The sequence below is a fragment of the Streptomyces sp. NPDC047886 genome (assembly GCF_043204435.1).
Lineage (GTDB): Bacteria > Actinomycetota > Actinomycetes > Streptomycetales > Streptomycetaceae > Streptomyces.
Map to the genome: position 1 here is coordinate 20,610 of NZ_JBIDCF010000009.1, position 15,443 is coordinate 36,052.

Consider the following 15,443-nt stretch of genomic DNA (forward strand, 5'->3'; position numbering starts at 1 on the left):
TTCACCCACCGCGTCAGACTCCTTCCGTCTCCCTGGCGACCCGTCCGACCGGCCCGACCCGTCCGACCGGCCCGACCTGTCCGTCCGGTCCGACCACTCCGTCCGGTCCGACTGGTCCGTCCGGTCCGTCCGACCAGACCTGACCGTCCGACCCGACCCGTCCGACCGGTCCGGCTCGTCCGTCCGGTCCGCTCCGCCTGATCGGACCGGACGAGAACGTCGTGCCGTCCCTGCGCGCCCGCAGCGTCCCGAGGGCGTAGCCGCCGGCCGCCGCGACCACCCCGGTGACGATGGCGGCCGCGCGGCCCGCGCCGCCCGGTCGCCCGAGCGCGAAGTCCCGCAGGCCGCGTGCCACCCCCGCGGGCAGCACCCGCGTGGTGTACCGCCGCTCGGTGCGCAGGCCCGGACCGGCGCCGACACTGCGGGCGACGAGCGCCTTGGACAGCCCCTCGGCGTAGGCGCGGGTGCGGAAGTAGCCGAACCGCTCCCGGGCGGCGGGCACCTTGTGGTGGATGACCGCCCGGTCGTCGATCAGCAGCACCGCGCCCGGCAGGGCCGTGCCGAGCCGGATGCACAGCTCGGTCTCCTCGCAGCCGAGGGGCCGCTTGTCGCCGTCCCGGCCGATACCGCTGGCGAAGCCGCCCACGACGTCGAACGCGTCCCGCCGGAAGGAGGCGTTGCCGCCGAGTACGTTGCGCACCCGTACCCGCCCTGCCGGCAGCCCCCGGTACGTGCAGCCGACGATCCAGTCGAACTCCTCGGGGAACCAGACCGGGCGGCGCCCCGACGCCCAGACGGGCAGGGTGCGCCCGCCGACGGCGACGACGGCCGGGTCCGCGTAGGCGGCGTCGAAGTACCGCAGCCAGTCGGGTCCCGCGACGGCGTCGTCGTCCAGGAAGGCCACGAACTCGCCGCGGGCGGCGGCGATCCCGGTGTTGCGGCCGGCCGACAGGCCGCGGGGGCCCGCGTTGGCGAGCACCCGCACCTCCTCGTCCCCCGCGTACTCCTCGGTGAGCCGGTCCAGCAGCGCCGCGTTGTGGTCGACGACGAGCAGCGTCTCCAGCGCGGGCGGCGACTGGCCCCGTACGGAGTCGACGGCCGCGAGGATGTCCGCCCAGCGCTCCTCGGTGTAGGCGCAGATCACCACGGAGAACCGGCGACCGCCGGGACGTTCTGCGGGGTGGTCGCTCAAGAGATCTCTCCTCGCGGCACGTTCACCGAGAAGGAGGCCGGGCGGCGGCGCGCGGCACGCCGGACGCCCTTCTCCCGGAGGATCACCTTCAGGACCCGTATGCCGTCGCGTACGGCGTTGAGGTTGCTGACGCCGTGGATGCGCACGTACTCGTGACTGGGCACCTCCTGGACGCGCAGCCCGGCCTTGACGACCCGTATGTTGATCAGGGTCTCGATCTCGAAGCCGGTGCAGTCGAGCGTGATCGCGTCCAGGCAGTGGCGCCAGAAGGCGTTGTAGCCGTAGCAGAGGTCGGTGTAGCGGGCGCCGAACTTGGCGTTGACGACGGCGCACAGCAGGCGGTTGCCGAGCCTGCGGACCGGCGTCATGTCGTCGGTCCCGCCGCCGTTGGCGAACCGGGAGCCCTTGGCGAAGTCGGCGCCGCCGACGAGGGCGGAGACGTAGCTGACGATCTCCTGGCCGTCGGCCGAGCCGTCCGCGTCGACCATGACGATGATGTCGCCGGTGCAGGCGGCGAAACCGCTGATGAGCGCGTCGCCCTTGCCCTTGCCCGCCTGTTTGACGACCTTGACGCCGGGCCACAGGTCCCGGGCGACGGTGACGGTGTCGTCGGTGGAGTTGCCGTCGACCAGGACCACCTCGTGGATCCAGTCGGGCAGTGTCTTGAAGACGTACGGGAGGTTCTCCGCCTCGTTCATGGCGGGGATGACCACGCTCACCGGCGGAGCGATGGCCAGGTGCGAGCTGATGGCACGGTACCGGGAACGGGCGTCGCCGGCGGCGTCGCCGGCGGCCGTGCTCGCGGTCCTGCCCGCGATGGTGCTCCCGGCGGTGGTGACGGCGGAGTCGTCGGCGGTCACGCCGACGGCCGGGCGCAGGAATGAGCTCATGAGTCGGTTTCCCTCTCGTCCGGTGGACCGCCCGCCCCCCGGGCGGTCCGGATGTGGGTCCGGTTCGAAAGGGGGGTTCTTTTCTCACCCCGGTCATGACGGAATCGATCTCCGTACGTCATGGGTGAGCTGGCCTTGCTTTCCGCGCGGCACGCGACTCGGCACACGTCTGGTCACGGTCGCCGAGCACGGCACCCCCCTACCGCGCCCCGCCACGGGCCTCATCGCGACGCGGGACCCCTCCCCTGGAGTCGCTGTGCATGATGAGCCGTTGCGGGTGGATGTACGACGGTATTGATAATTCAGACTCTATGGCAAGAGCTGGAGCCGGACTCACCTTTTTGCATTTTTGTTGTGCTTCGACGGTCACGTGTCGAACCGTCCCGGTCGGATTTCGGTGATCCGCTTTCAGTATCCGGCCATATTCCCGATCTTGAAATGATGATGATCAGATCGTGAATACGCCGGTGGTATGAGTACGCGCGACGGGGGCGCGACAGGCGCGACGGGGGCGTGAAGTTTCGCGACGTCAGATCCTCAACTCCCTTGAGCGGAACAGTTGATGCAGCAACCTTGGCATGGACACTGCAGAACTGCTACGAAAGTCGAGGCAGAGATCCTGCTATTAGGGGGTTCCATGAAACTGTCCCGCTTCGCGGCATTCTCGACCTCGTTGTTCCTCGGCGCCGCTCTCGCCCTCACCGGGGCCGGCGCGGCGCAGGCCGACTCACAGGCAGCCGCCGTCGACTACGTGGCCGTCGGCGACTCCTACTCCTCCGGAGTGGGCGCCGGCAACTACGACAGCGCCAGCGGCTCCTGCAAGCGCACACCCCGCGCCTACCCGGCGCTCTGGGCGGCCGCCAACGCACCCTCGTCGTTCGCGTTCACCGCTTGCTCGGGCGCTCGTACGAGTGATGTGACGGCCAACCAGCTCGGTCCGCTCACCTCCGCCACCGACCTCGTCTCCGTCACGGTCGGCGGCAACGACGCCGGCTTCGCCGACGTCATGACCACCTGCGTCCTGCAGTCCGAGGCCAACTGCATCGCCCGCATCAACCAGGCCAGGAGCTACGTCGACACCACCCTGCCCGGCCGCCTCGACTCCGTGTACTCGGCCATCAGGACCAAGGCCCCGTCCGCCAGGGTCGTTGTCCTGGGCTACCCGAGGTTCTACCGGCTGGGCGGCTCGTGCGTGGCCGGCCTGACCGAGAACGAACGCCGTGCCATCAACGACGCCGCCGACCACCTCAACACCGCGACCGCGAAGCGGGCCGCCGACCACGGCTTCACCTTCGCCGACGTCACCGGAACCTTCACCGGCCACGAGATCTGCTCCAGCTCCCCGTGGCTGCACAGCGTGAACTGGCTCAACATCGGTGAGTCGTACCACCCGACGGCCGCCGGACAGTCCGGCGGCTACCTGCCCGCCTTCAGGACCGCGGCGTGACCGAGCCGTCCGGATACGGGGAGCCGCCGCCCGACGGCGTCTCCTCCTGACAGGTCACCGAGAATCCCACCCACTCGGAATGGACGTGGACCGGGCTCCGGATCTCCAGCCGGACCCGGTCCCGGCGCATGGAGCCCTCGTCGTACGCGAGCTCCGTGTGCTCGACCCGCCGCTGCCGCGCGGCCATGCCCGCCTCCCCGTACGCCGAGCCGAACTCGGCCGTCTTCCAGGCCGAGTCGGAGGTCTCGCCGCTCTCCGTCGCCCAGCGGTAGTGGACGGACGCCGGGACGCGGCCCACCGTGATGACGGCGGTGAAGGACGGGGCCCGGTCGCCCGGCATCGGGCAGGTCCCGCTGTACGCGTCCCGCAGCGCGGCGAGGCGCACCCGCACGGACTGCTCCAAAGTCGCGCCGCCGGCGCCGCTCTCCCCGTAGCCGGTCCCGGTACCAGCCCCGTTGCCACCGCCACCGCCACCGCCCTTGCCGTCGGCGCCGCCGCCGCCCGTGCTCCCGCTCGTGGGCCCCGGGGTGCCGGCCGTGCTGGCGGCGGGGACCACCCGCCCGCCCGCCCCCTCCACACCGTCACCGCTCCGGTCGCCCGCGCCGCCGTCGCGCAGCAGGACGTACGCCAGGGTGCCGGCGGTCAGCAGCGACAGCGCGGCACCCGCCGCGATGACGGCCCCCGGGCGGCGGCGCGGACGGCCGGGCTCCGGATCCGCCGTCGCGGTGACCACGCCGCCCGCCGTACGGACGGTGCCGCCCGGAACCGTGCCGCCCGCGACGGGGCCGCCGGCCGGCGACTCCGCCCCGGCCTGACCGGCGGGGGCGGCGGGACGAGGGTCCGGGCCCGGCGGCGGCGGGTCCGCCACCGGGGCGCCGCCCGCGCTCACGAGGTGCAGCAGGCGCTCCGTCTCGTCGGCGGACAGCCGCTCGTCCGGCTCCTTGCGCAGCAGCCCCTCCACGACCGGCGTCAGCGCCCCCGCCCGGCGCGGCGGCGGCAGCGCGTCGTCGACCACGGCCCGCAGCGTGCTCAGCGCGGTGTCCCTGCGGAACGGGGTGCCGCCCTCCACCGCGGCGTACAGCAGCACGCCCAGCGACCACAGGTCCGACGCCGGGCCCGGCGTACGGCCGAGGGCACGCTCCGGCGCGAGGAACTCGGGCGAGCCGACGAGCTCGCCCGTCATCGTGAGATGGGGTGTGCCCGCCACCGCGGCGATCCCGAAGTCGGTCAGGACCACCCGGCCGTCGTTGCCCAGCAGGACGTTGCCCGGCTTCACGTCCCGGTGCAGCACCCCCGCCGCGTGCGCCGCCCGCAGCGCGGCGAGGATCTCCGCGCCGATGTGCGCGGCCCGCCGGGGCGGCATGGGGCCCTCGGCCTCCAGCGTCTCGGCGAGCGTCAGCCCGCGGACCAGCTCCATCACGATCCACGGCCGGCCGTCCTCGGCGGCCACGTCGTGCACGGTGACCACGTTGCGGTGCGCGACCCGGGCGGTGGCCCACGCCTCCCGCTCGAGCCGGGCGTAGAGGCGCCGCACATCGGCGCCGCCGAGACCGGCGGGAGCACGCACCTCCTTGACGGCGACCTCGCGTCCGAGCACCTCGTCACGGGCCCGCCAGACGACCCCCATGCCGCCCTCGCCGAGCGGACCCGCCAGGCGGTAGCGCCCCGCCACCAGCCGTCCAGCACCCGAGCCTTGACTCACAGCGGGTCCCCCTTCGCATCCGGACCAGGGCCGTGGAGCGATGACCAACTCACCCTGGAATCAGACATATTCGGAGAGTAACTGTCAACCCTCGTATGTGTGCGGTGAATCCCGATACCGGGATACACGACTGCGTTGCGGGGACGATAGGGTTAACGTGGCCCGGGCCGGGTGCCCTTGTACGGGTGGGGAGTGACATGGATCAGATAACAGTGCGCAGCAGGCCGCGTGTGCCTGCGATCACCTGCCGGAGCAGCGCGACGAGTTCGCGCCTCGACCGTCATCTGTCGGTTCTCGGCGGGCCCGCCGTGCCGCAGCGTGAGGCGGCCGAGGCGACCTCGCTGATGCGTGAGCTGACGACGCGTGATGTCGCACACAGTCGCAAGAGCCGGGGCGCGCGCGTCTCGCTCTTCGCGCCGTTGCGCCGACTGCGCCGCTCGCTCTTCGGCAACCACGGCTGAGACGGCCACGGCTGAGACGGCCATAGCCGAGGCGACCCCGCCGAGGCTTGCCCCACCGAAGCCGCCGACGCCGAAGCCGCCACCGCCGAGCCGCCCGACGGGGCAGGTCGTCCCCGGACCTGCCCGCCTTCGTACCCGTCCCCGTTCCGTTCCCGTGACGTCCCGTACCGTCCGTCCCCGTACCGGCTCCGATCCCCGTCGCCCCCGGCTCAGGCGACGACACCGGCCTCACGGAGCCGTAGCCGCTCCTCCGGCGAGACACCCAGTTCGCCCAGTACCGCGTCCGTGTGCTCCCCGAGCCCGGGGACGGCACCCATGCGCGGCTCCGGCCCGCCGGGCAGGGTGATGGGGGGCAGCATCGCCCGCAGCGGCCCCACCGGTGTGCCCACCTCGCGCCACCGGTCCCGGGCCGCGAGCTGCGGATGCGCCGCCACGTCCGCGACCGTGTTGAGCCGGGCGCAGGCGATGCCCGCAGCCTCCAGCCGGCCGATCGCCTCCGCCGTGCCCAGCACGGCCAGCGCCTCCGCCACCACGGCGTCCGTCTTCTCCCGGTGCGCCACCCGGGCCGTGTTCGTGGCGAACACCGGATCATCACCCAACTCCGGTCGCTCCAGAACCCGTTCGGCGAGCCGCCGCCACTCACGGTCGTTCTGGACCGACAGCAGGACCTGGCCCCCGTCCGCCGTCGGATAGGCGTCGTACGGGGCGATGACCGCGTGCGCGACCCCCGTACGCGCCGGTGCCTCGCCTCCATGCATCCCGTGGTGCAGCGGGTGACCCATCCACTCGGCCAGCGACTCCAGCATGGAGATCTCCACCGGGCCGCCACGGCCGGACGTCGCCCGCCGCAGCAGCGCCGCCAGCACCCCCGAGAACGCGTACATGGCCGCCGCGATGTCCGCCGCCGGGACACCCGCCTTCACCGGCCGGTCCGGGGTGCCGGTCACCGACACGAGGCCCGCCTCGCACTGCACGAGCATGTCGTACGCCCGCTTGTGCGCGTACGGACCGCCCGCGCCGTACCCGGAGATGTCCACCGCGATCAGCCGGGGGTCCCCGGCGCAGAGCGTCGCCGCGTCGAGACCGAGCCGCGCCGCCGCGCCCTGCGCCAGGTTCTGCACGAACACGTCGGCGCCCGCCACCAGCCGCCGCACCAGGGCGATGCCGCGCGGGTCCTTGAGGTCGACGGCGACGGACTCCTTGCCGCGGTTGCACCACACGAAGTGCGAGGCGAGCCCGCGTGCGGCGGTGTCGTAGCCGCGCGCGAAGTCACCGCCGTCCGGCCGCTCGATCTTGATGACCCGGGCTCCGAGGTCGGCGAGCTGGCGAGTGGCGAAGGGCGCGGAGACGGCCTGCTCGACGGCGACGACGGTGACCCCGTCCAGCGGCAGCGGGATCCCGCCCAGGGGATGAGTGCTCATGACAGCCGTACCTATCGTGTACGTGCCACCTTTGTCACCCCTTCGTGACTACAGGAGGGCGAGCTGGCCGTCCGGGCCCTCTTCGGGGTGGTCCAGTACGGAGGCGGGGCGGCGTGCCGCCGCCGGGACCGGCAGGACGCCGGCGGCGGTCAGTTCGGTCCTGGTCAGCGCGGGTGCGGCGGCGAGCGGACCGGTGACGAACGCCGCCCGCTCCTCCTCCAGCCCGCCGAGCAGGGCGAGGACCGTGATCAGCTCCAGCAGGTCGGACGTCCACTCCTGCGGCCAGGCCGACGGGCCGATCGCCTCCAGCGTGCCCGGCTCGGCGGTGGCGGTGCGCCGCCCGAACCAGAGCTCCAGCACCCGTACGCCGCCCACCCGGAACGCCCACGCCTCCGCCGGGACCGGGGCGATACGCCCCTCGCCCAGATACAGGGTCTCGTCGTCCGCGTCGTAGACGAGCGTCTCGGGGCGCGCCGGGATCGCGGCGCGCACATAGGGGCGGCGCCCGCCCGGCAGCCGCGGCCGCTCACCGCCCCGGGCGCCGCGCGACTGCACGTCCGTCATACGACGGCCCAGGTCCACGCCGGACGTCCACACGTCCGGGTCGGCGGGGAGCGGGACCCGGCACCCGGCGGGGGAGTGCCGGGCGGCGGCCACCGCCCATGCCGCGAGGTCCTCGGCGGTGACCTCCGGCCCGTGCCGCTCGCGCAGCAGCGGGAGGAGGCCCGGGGTCGCGTTCGGCTCCCGGCCGCCGGTGAGGCGGTACAGGGGGCGGATGCGGCCGCGGCGGCCCGCCGGGGAGTGGCCGTCGGGCAGGTGGGCCGTCGCCAGGAGCGCGGGGTCGGCGGCGTGCGGCGCGTACCCCTGCTCGACCAGGAACAGCTGCCGTCCGTCGGCGACCCGCCACAGCTCCGGGCGGGCCACGTCGATCAGACGATGGTCGGGGAGGAGCCACTGCTCGTCGAAGGGGCCGTACGCGATGCGGACCGGTTCCGGTCGCGGTCCCGGCTCATGGGCCAGGCGTGCCGTGCCGGTCCGCCGGCCCGGCAGGGCGGCGACCGCGCTGCGGGGGGTGCGTGCGCGGCTCGGGCGGAACAGTGCCTCGCGTGCCGCGCCCTCCGCGGCGAGCAGGGCGTCCCAGCGGGCGCGCAGCGTACGCCGGTCCGGGGCGACCACCCAGTCGCGGCCCAGCCGTAGCGGCGCCACGCCCCAGGGCATCAGGTCGTCCAGCAGCGGCACATCCTCCATCACGCGCTGCATGCTAGCCGCGCAGCCGTGCCCGGGGTGGGGCGCGGGAGCGGGGGCGGGGCGCGGGGTGCCGGGGCGTGCCCGCCCGTGGCGGGGACGGCCCGAGCGGGCGGCGCGGCCGGCTCAGTCGGCCTCCACCGTCACCGTGAACGAGAACCGGTCGCCCCGGTAGCGGATCCTGGCCACATCCACGACACGGCCGTCCTCGCCGTAGGTGACGCCCGTGTAGTGCAGGATCGGGGAGAGCAGCGGCACGTCGAGGAGCTCCGCCGTCTCCGGGTCCGCGAGGCGCGCCTCGACGGTGTCGGTGATCCGGCTGATCCGTACCCCGACCGCGTCCCGCAGCACCTTGGTCATCGGCCAGCGCTCCAGGTCGGCCAGGTCGATCCTGCCCGCGATGTCCGGGCGGACCGCGTTCTCCGCCCAGTTCGTGGGCTCTCCGCTCTCCCCGTCGCGGCGCAGCCGCCGGTAGGTGACGACCTCCGCCGTGTCGGGGAAGTGCTCGGCCAGCTCGCCCGGGACCGCGGCCGTGCCGTGGCCGAGGATCGTCGTCCGCTCACCGGACTGCTGGGCCACGATCGCGTCGATCGACCCCAGCAGCCGGCGCGGCGCGCTGCGGCGGGCACCCGGCTCGATGAAGGTGCCGCGCCGCCGGTGCCGGGTGATCAGCCCCTCCGCCTCCAGCTCCTTCAGCGCCTGCCGCATGGTCAGCACGCTCACCCCGTAGTGCGCGGCGAGCTGCTCCTCGGTGGGCAGGCGCAGTGAGGCGTCGGGGGCGCGCCCGAGTATCGAGGCGCGCAGCGACTGCGACACCTGGTACCAGAGCGGCAGTTTGCGGTTGAGGACCAGCGAGTCCGGGGCGAAGGCGGTCACGGCATCTCCGTACTCTCCGTGGTGCGACCGGAAACGGTCGTACTACGACCGGAAGTGGCGCTCAAGACCCTGCCATACGTCGTCGTAGCCCTGCTGCAGATGGTCGGCGTTCGCCGCCTGGGCGGTGGCCGCGATGGGCCAGCGGGTCTCGAACATGAACGCCAGACCGTCGTCGATCTTCTGCGGCCTCAGCTCGGCGGCGCTCGCCTTGTCGAAGGTCTCCCGGTCGGGCCCGTGCGCGGACATCATGGTGTGCAGCGACCCGCCGCCCGGCACGAAGCCCCCTTCTCCGGCCGTCTTCGCGTCGTACGCGCCCTCGATCAGGCCCATGTACTCGCTCATCACGTTGCGGTGGAAGTACGGCGGGCGGAAGGTGTCCTCGCCGACCAGCCAGCGCGGCGCGAACACGACGAAGTCCACGCCCGCGAGACCGGGGGTGTCCGTCGGCGATGTGAGCACCGTGAAGATCGACGGGTCGGGGTGGTCGTAGCTGATGCTGCCGATGACATTGAAGGTCCGCAGGTCGTAGACGTACGGCACATGGGTGCCGTGCCAGGCGACGACGTCCAGCGGCGAGTGGCCGTACGTCGCGGTCCACAGGTTCCCGCAGTACTTGTTGACCACCTCGACCGGGCCCTCCACGTCCTCGTACGCGGCGACGGGCGCGCGGAAGTCGCGGGGGTTGGCGAGGCCGTTGGCTCCGATCGGGCCGAGGTCCGGCAGCTGGAACGGCTGCCCGTAGTTCTCGCACACGTATCCGCGCGCGGTGTCGTCGATGAGCTCGACGCGGAAGCGGACGCCCCGCGGGATCAGCGCCACGTCACCGGGGTGGGCGGCGAGCAGGCCCAGCTCCGTGCGCAGCAGCAGGCCGCCCTTCTCGGGGACGATCAGCAGCTCGCCGTCGGCGTCGCTGAACACCCGGTCCATGGACGTGTCCGCGTGGTAGAGGTGCACGGCCATGCCGGTGCGCTGGGCCGCGTCGCCGTTGCCGCCGAGCGTCCACAGGCCGGCCAGCCAGTCGGTGCCGGGCGCCGGTGCGGGGAGCGGGTTCCAGCGCAGCCGGTTGGGGTCGGGGGCCGCATCGGTGAACGGGGCGGTCCGGAGGGAGCCGTTGCCGGCGCGCGTGAACGGCGGGTGCGCGGCCGACGGGCGGATCCGGTACAGCCACGAGCGGCGGTTGTGGGCGCGCGGCTCGGTGAACGCGCTGCCGCTGAGCTGCTCCGCGTACAGGCCGAGCGGCGCGCGCTGGGGGGAGTTGCGGCCCAGCGGCAGCGCGCCGGGTACCGCCTCCGAACTGTGCTCGTTGCCGAATCCGGCGAGGTACTCCAGCGCCTCGGCCGTCTTGCGGGCCCGCGCCCGCTCGTCCCGTGCCTGTCCGGCGTGCGCCTGCTCGCCGCTCTGTCCGGTGTCGCCCATGCCCATCGGGTGCTCCCTGCCGCTCATGGAATCCTATGTAAGACCGTAGGATTCAGAGGGTCTCCCCGTCAACGGGGAACCGCCCGCACGGGTGGTGATGGGACGGTTCCGCCGCCGAGGGGGTTCCGGTCGCCTCCGGTTCCGGCCAGGCTCGTGGGCATCATGGATCCCCTGTCGCGGCCCCACCCGCTCCGCCGAACCCCCGTCCAGCGCCGCAGTGCCGAACGCCTCGCCCGCATCCTCGACGCCTGTGCCGAACTCCTCGACGAGACCGGCTACGAGGAGCTGACCACCCGGGACGTCGCGCTGCGCGCGGGTGTGCCCATCGGCTCCGTCTACCGCTTCTTCTCCAACAAGCGGGCCATGGCCGGAGCCCTCGCCCGCCGCAACCTCGACCGCTACGCCGAGCGGGTATCCGCCCGCCTGGCCCGGCTGCCCGGCCTCGGGGCGTACGGCACGATCGACGCCGTCCTGGACGAGTACCTCGCCATGAAGCGCACCGTGCCCGGCTTCGCGCTGGTCGACTTCGGCGTCCCCGCGCCCGCCCCGGCCGACCCGGAGGAGGACGGCGCCGGTGCCGACCCCAACCACCTGGTCGCCGAGCGGCTGTGCGGCCTCCTCGCCGGCCACCTCGGCCGCCCCGCCGACGACACCCTGCACCGCAAGCTCCTCGTCGCCGTCGAGGCCGCCGACGCCCTGCTCGGGCTCGCCTTCCGCGTCGGCCCCGAGGGCGACCCCGCGCTGATCGCCGAGACCCGCGACCTGCTCCACTCCTACCTCGGCCCGGTGCTGGACCGAAGTGCCCCGGTCTGAGCCGTCGCCAGCATGCGTACCGGTCGGTATGCTCGGGTCGTCCGCGCGGCCGACCGCCCTCGCCCGACGCGCGTCGCCCGCCGCCACCCGCCGTCGCCGCTCCCCGGGGAGACCCCATGACCGCCACCGCACCGCGCATCTGCCCGCTCTGCGAAGCCACCTGCGGACTCACCCTGACCATCGAGGACACCGGCGCCGGGCCCCGCGTCACCCGCGCCAGGGGCGACCGCGACGACATCTTCAGTCGGGGGTTCATCTGCCCCAAGGGCGCCTCCTTCGGCGAGGTCGACGCCGACCCGGACCGCCTGCGCACCCCGCTGATACGGGAGAACGGCACCCTCAGGGAGGCCGGCTGGGACGAGGCGTTCGACCTGATCGCCCGCAGGCTGCCCCCGCTCGCCGCCGAACACGGACCGCACACCGTCGGCGTCGTCCTCGGCAACCCCAACGTCCACACCATGGCCGGCGCCCTCTACCCGCCCCTGCTGCTCGGCGCGCTGGGCACCCGTAGCCTGTTCACCGCCTCCACCGTCGACCAGATGCCCAAGCACGTCTCCTGCGGGCTCCTCTTCGGCGACCCCCACGCCATCCCCGTACCCGACCTGGACCGCACCGGCCATCTGCTGATGCTCGGCGCCAACCCCCTCGACTCCAACGGCAGCCTGTGCACAGCCCCCGACTTCCCCGGCAGGCTCAAGGCGCTGCGCGCACGCGGGGGCACGCTCACCGTGGTCGACCCGCGCCGCACCCGCACCGCCCGCCTCGCCGACCGGCACGTGGCCATCCGGCCCGGCACGGACGCCCTGCTGCTCGCCGCGCTCGCGCAGGTCCTGTTCGCGGAGGGGCTCACCGGTCTCGGGGCGCTCGACGGCCATGTCGAGGGCGTCGACGACCTGGCCGACGCCCTCCGGGACTTCACCCCCGAGGCGGTCGCCGGCGCGTGCGACGTGGACGCCGACACCATCCGCGCCATCGCCCGCGAGCTCGCCGCGGCTCCGGCCGCCGCCGTGTACGGGCGCATCGGCGGCAGTGCCGTCGCCCACGGCACCGTCACCAACTGGCTGGTCGACGTCCTCAACGTGCTCACCGGCAACCTCGACCGGCCCGGCGGCGCCCTCTTCCCGCTCGCCGCCACCGCCCCCGCGCCCCGCCCGGCCGGGCCCGGCCGGGGTTTCGCGCTCGGCCGCTGGACGAGCCGCGTCTCCGGGCACCCCGAGGCCAAGGGCGAACTGCCGCTCGCCGCGCTCGCGGAGGAGATCGACACCCCGGGCGACGGCCGGATCCGGGCGCTCGTCACCATCGCCGCCAACCCGGTGCTGTCCGCCCCGGACGGCGACCGCCTCGACCGCGCACTGAGCCGCGACCTGGACTTCATGGTCGCCGTCGACCCGTACCTCAACGAGACCACGCGCCACGCCGATGTGATCCTGCCCCCGCCGCCGCCTACTCAGAGCGCACACTTCGACTTCGCGTTCAACAACTTCGCCGTCCGCAACCAGGTCCGCTACACCCCCGCCGCCCTCCCCCTGGAGGAGGGGCGCATGGACGAGTGCGAGATCCACGCCCGGCTCGTCCTCGCCGCGACGGGGCTCCACGGCACCGCGGGCCCCGAGGCCGTCGACGCCATGGCGATCGACGCCGCCCTCGCCAAGGCCGTCGCCCAGCCCCACTCGCCCGCCCACGGCCAGGACCCGAAGGAGTACGCGGCCCGGCTCACCGGGGCCAGCGGAGCCGAGCGGCGCCTGGACCTGATGCTGCGCCTCGGCCCGTACGGCCTCACCCTCGACGAGCTGCGCGCCCGGCCGCACGGAATCGACCTCGGGCCGCTGGGGCCCCGCATCCCCGGGCTGCTCAAGACCCGCAGCGGACGCGTCGAACTGCTGCCCGCGCCCATCGCCGACGACCTGCCCCGGCTGCGCCGCGCCCTGGCGGGACCGGCCGCGCCGCTCGTCCTCGTCGGCCGTCGGCACCTGCGGTCCAACAACAGCTGGCTGCACAACATCCCCGCGCTGCGCGGCGGAACCAACACCTGCACGCTCCAGGTCCACCCCGAGGACGCGGCCAGGCTCGGGCTGGCCGACGGCGCTCCGGCACGCGTCAAGGGGGAGGGCGGCGAGCTGCGGGTTCCGGTCGAGGTCACCGACACGGTGCGCCCCGGCGTGGTCAGCCTGCCGCACGGCTGGGGGCACGACCGGCCCGGCACACGCATGGCGGTGGCCGCCGCGGGGCCGGGTGTCAACGTCAACCAGCTGCTGGACGGGACGCTGCTGGACCCGCTGTCGGGCACGGCGGTACTGAACGGCTTCCCCGTGGAGGTGTCGGCGCTGGGCTGACCGGGGGATTCGGAGAGCCGGCACGGCGTTGCGCGCACTCTTCGTGTCGATGGGGTGACCGATAGTCAGATTATCGGTTAGCCATCCGACATCCTCACGGAGGAACCCCCCATGACTGCTGTCCGACCACTCCTGCGCGCCGCGGTCGCCGCGCTCGCCCTCAGCGGTGTCGCCGTCGCCGGCGCGCCCGCGGCGGTGGCCGCGCCGGGCGACAACGGAGACGTCAAGATCCACAGCCTCGAAACCTCGCCGACCAACCCGGTCAACGAGCCGAAGGTGTGCAAGTTCTACCTCGCCGCCTTCAACTTCGACACGCTCCAGCAGGTCACCTGGAAGATCGAGCCGCAGCCCGCGGGACCGGGCCAGACCCTCTCCGGCAACATCACCCTCACCGACGGAACCGGCCACACCGGCCCGCAGACGCTCCCCAACGGGATGTACAAGCTGACGTGGACCTTCGCGGGCGCGTCGGGCGCGGGCAAGATGAAGGTCTTCCAGGTCGACTGCGCCAACGGCAACGGCAACGGCAAGCCCCCGCGCGGCGGTGTCGGCGCGGGCGGTGGCGGCATGGCCGACACGGCCGGCGGCGGAAGCTCCGCGTTCGGCGTCGGCGCGGCGCTCGCGGCGGGCCTGGCGGGGACGGCCGGACTGATCCTCGTCCGCCGTCGCCGTCGCGCCGATGGCGCGGCGTAAGGCGGGCAACCCCGGCCACGCGCCGTACTCAGGGCACCCGCGCTACTCGCCGTACGCCCTGTTCACCCGCAGGCAGCGGCGCCTCCTGCGGCTCACCAGGACCCTGCTGGTGGCCGTGGCGCTGACGGCGGGCGGTATCTGGTGGGCCCAGGACGGCAAGCCGTCCGGGCCCGCCCCCGCCGCGAGTGCCCCGGCGGCGCGGCAGGACGCGGAAGGCGGGCCCGGCCCCCGGGCCACGCCCCCGTCGGCGCCGCCCTCGCCCCGCGCCGCGCCCGAGCGCCGCCGCGCGGCCCGGCCCAAGCCGCCGCCGGCGCCGCTCCCGGCGTCACCGGCCAGGAGCATCGCCATCCCGGCGATCACCGTCGAGGCCCCGCTCATGGGTCTGGGCCTCGACCGGGCCGGGCGGCTCCTCTCGCCACCGGTCGACAACCCCAAGCTGGCCGGCTGGTACGAGGACGGCCCCGCGCCCGGCGAGAACGGCACCGCCGTCGTCGTCGGCCACCGGGACACCCGCAGGGGACCGGCCGTCTTCCTCGACCTCACCTCCCTCAAGCGGGGCAACACCGTCCGGGTCGCGCGCGCGGACGGCCTCACCGCCGTCTTCACGGTCGACCGGGTGCGGACGTACGAGAAGGACGAGTTCCCGGACGAGGAGGTGTACGGCCCGAGAGGCCGCCCCGAACTGCGGCTGCTCACCTGCGGCGGAGAGTTCAGCCCCAGAACGGGTTACGCCTCCAACATCGTCGTCTTCGCCCATCTCACGGACGTCGCCACGGCGGTGTGATCCGGTGTGGCCCGTAGGGAGCGGTGGGGCGCGGGGGCGTCCCGCCACGCGTGAACCGGCGGGCCCGTGCCGAGCGGTGCGGGCCCGCCGGTCATCCGCATGGCCGGAAACGGTGTTCCCGGCCGCCGCGCGCCGTCCGGCTGCCAGAGTGTCGGGCGCCCGGGTGGTCC

General features: G+C 73.9%; 13 protein-coding genes. 6 read left to right on the forward strand and 7 right to left on the reverse strand.

The genetic code is table 11. The features are described 5' to 3' along the window. Positions 1–13: 13 nt before the first annotated feature. Together ACGF5U_RS25630 and ACGF5U_RS25635 are read right to left on the reverse strand one after the other, a co-directional pair. Positions 14–1,192, reverse strand: coding sequence for a glycosyltransferase (locus ACGF5U_RS25630; RefSeq protein ID WP_392715392.1), 1,179 nt, complete (start codon positions 1,190–1,192; stop codon positions 14–16). Next, positions 1,189–2,082, reverse strand: a complete 894-nt coding sequence (locus ACGF5U_RS25635; RefSeq protein ID WP_392715391.1) for a glycosyltransferase family 2 protein — start codon at positions 2,080–2,082, stop codon at positions 1,189–1,191. Before ACGF5U_RS25635 ends, ACGF5U_RS25630 begins: the two co-directional genes overlap by 4 nt. Positions 2,083–2,719: 637 nt before the next feature. Between ACGF5U_RS25635 and ACGF5U_RS25640 the strand changes: the two genes are divergently transcribed. Then, complete coding sequence (locus ACGF5U_RS25640) at positions 2,720–3,529, forward strand: SGNH/GDSL hydrolase family protein (protein ID WP_392715390.1); 810 nt, start codon at positions 2,720–2,722, stop codon at positions 3,527–3,529. On the opposite strand, the gene ACGF5U_RS25645 is transcribed toward ACGF5U_RS25640, so the two are convergent. Beyond that, complete coding sequence (locus tag ACGF5U_RS25645) at positions 3,513–5,231, reverse strand: serine/threonine-protein kinase (protein ID WP_392715389.1); 1,719 nt, start codon at positions 5,229–5,231, stop codon at positions 3,513–3,515. The genes ACGF5U_RS25640 and ACGF5U_RS25645 overlap by 17 nt on opposite strands. A 197-nt stretch (positions 5,232–5,428) precedes the next feature. On the opposite strand from ACGF5U_RS25645, the gene ACGF5U_RS25650 reads away from it, so the two are divergent. Next, positions 5,429–5,692 (forward strand): hypothetical protein, encoded by a 264-nt coding sequence (locus ACGF5U_RS25650; RefSeq protein ID WP_392715388.1) that lies wholly within the window; start codon positions 5,429–5,431, stop codon positions 5,690–5,692. Between the two features lie 209 nt (positions 5,693–5,901). On the opposite strand, the gene ACGF5U_RS25655 is transcribed toward ACGF5U_RS25650, so the two are convergent. The 4 genes from ACGF5U_RS25655 to hmgA all read right to left on the reverse strand — a co-directional run bounded on the left by ACGF5U_RS25655 (position 5,902) and on the right by hmgA (position 10,650). Next, a complete protein-coding gene (locus ACGF5U_RS25655; RefSeq protein WP_392715387.1) occupies positions 5,902–7,113 on the reverse strand; it encodes a CaiB/BaiF CoA transferase family protein in 1,212 nt (403 codons plus the stop codon). Positions 7,114–7,161: 48 nt separating this feature from the next. Next, on the reverse strand, positions 7,162–8,373 hold the full coding sequence (locus tag ACGF5U_RS25660; protein ID WP_392715386.1) for a type ISP restriction/modification enzyme: 1,212 nt from the start codon (positions 8,371–8,373) through the stop codon (positions 7,162–7,164). 111 nt (positions 8,374–8,484) lie between these two features. Next, positions 8,485–9,234 carry a GntR family transcriptional regulator gene (locus ACGF5U_RS25665; protein WP_392715385.1) on the reverse strand — a complete coding sequence of 250 codons (750 nt, stop codon included), beginning with the start codon at positions 9,232–9,234 and terminating at the stop codon, positions 8,485–8,487. Between the two features lie 42 nt (positions 9,235–9,276). After that, positions 9,277–10,650 carry a homogentisate 1,2-dioxygenase gene (gene hmgA, locus ACGF5U_RS25670; protein WP_392715476.1) on the reverse strand — a complete coding sequence of 458 codons (1,374 nt, stop codon included), beginning with the start codon at positions 10,648–10,650 and terminating at the stop codon, positions 9,277–9,279. A gap of 162 nt (positions 10,651–10,812) precedes the next feature. On the opposite strand from hmgA, the gene ACGF5U_RS25675 reads away from it, so the two are divergent. The 4 genes from ACGF5U_RS25675 (at position 10,813) to ACGF5U_RS25690 (ending at position 15,273) form a co-directional block, all read left to right on the forward strand. After that, complete coding sequence (locus ACGF5U_RS25675) at positions 10,813–11,463, forward strand: TetR family transcriptional regulator (RefSeq protein WP_392715384.1); 651 nt, start codon at positions 10,813–10,815, stop codon at positions 11,461–11,463. A gap of 116 nt (positions 11,464–11,579) precedes the next feature. Further along, positions 11,580–13,796: a molybdopterin oxidoreductase family protein gene (locus tag ACGF5U_RS25680; protein ID WP_392715383.1), complete on the forward strand. Its 2,217-nt coding sequence runs from the start codon at positions 11,580–11,582 to the stop codon at positions 13,794–13,796. Between the two features lie 111 nt (positions 13,797–13,907). Further along, positions 13,908–14,489, forward strand: coding sequence for a hypothetical protein (locus ACGF5U_RS25685; protein WP_392715382.1), 582 nt, complete (start codon positions 13,908–13,910; stop codon positions 14,487–14,489). Next, entirely contained in the window at positions 14,476–15,273 is a 798-nt protein-coding gene (locus tag ACGF5U_RS25690; protein ID WP_392715381.1) for a class F sortase, read from the forward strand. Before ACGF5U_RS25685 ends, ACGF5U_RS25690 begins: the two co-directional genes overlap by 14 nt. Positions 15,274–15,443 lie beyond the last annotated feature (170 nt).

Coding starts and splice junctions, on each gene's coding strand:
- hmgA (WP_392715476.1), bottom strand. CDS start 10,650: ATGGGCGACACCGGACAGAGCGGCGAGCAGGCGCACGCCGGACAGGCA.
- ACGF5U_RS25675 (WP_392715384.1), top strand. CDS start 10,813: ATGGATCCCCTGTCGCGGCCCCACCCGCTCCGCCGAACCCCCGTCCAG.
- ACGF5U_RS25685 (WP_392715382.1), top strand. CDS start 13,908: ATGACTGCTGTCCGACCACTCCTGCGCGCCGCGGTCGCCGCGCTCGCC.
- ACGF5U_RS25690 (WP_392715381.1), top strand. CDS start 14,476: ATGGCGCGGCGTAAGGCGGGCAACCCCGGCCACGCGCCGTACTCAGGG.
- ACGF5U_RS25680 (WP_392715383.1), top strand. CDS start 11,580: ATGACCGCCACCGCACCGCGCATCTGCCCGCTCTGCGAAGCCACCTGC.
- ACGF5U_RS25640 (WP_392715390.1), top strand. CDS start 2,720: ATGAAACTGTCCCGCTTCGCGGCATTCTCGACCTCGTTGTTCCTCGGC.
- ACGF5U_RS25635 (WP_392715391.1), bottom strand. CDS start 2,082: ATGAGCTCATTCCTGCGCCCGGCCGTCGGCGTGACCGCCGACGACTCC.
- ACGF5U_RS25655 (WP_392715387.1), bottom strand. CDS start 7,113: ATGAGCACTCATCCCCTGGGCGGGATCCCGCTGCCGCTGGACGGGGTC.
- ACGF5U_RS25650 (WP_392715388.1), top strand. CDS start 5,429: ATGGATCAGATAACAGTGCGCAGCAGGCCGCGTGTGCCTGCGATCACC.
- ACGF5U_RS25660 (WP_392715386.1), bottom strand. CDS start 8,373: ATGCAGCGCGTGATGGAGGATGTGCCGCTGCTGGACGACCTGATGCCC.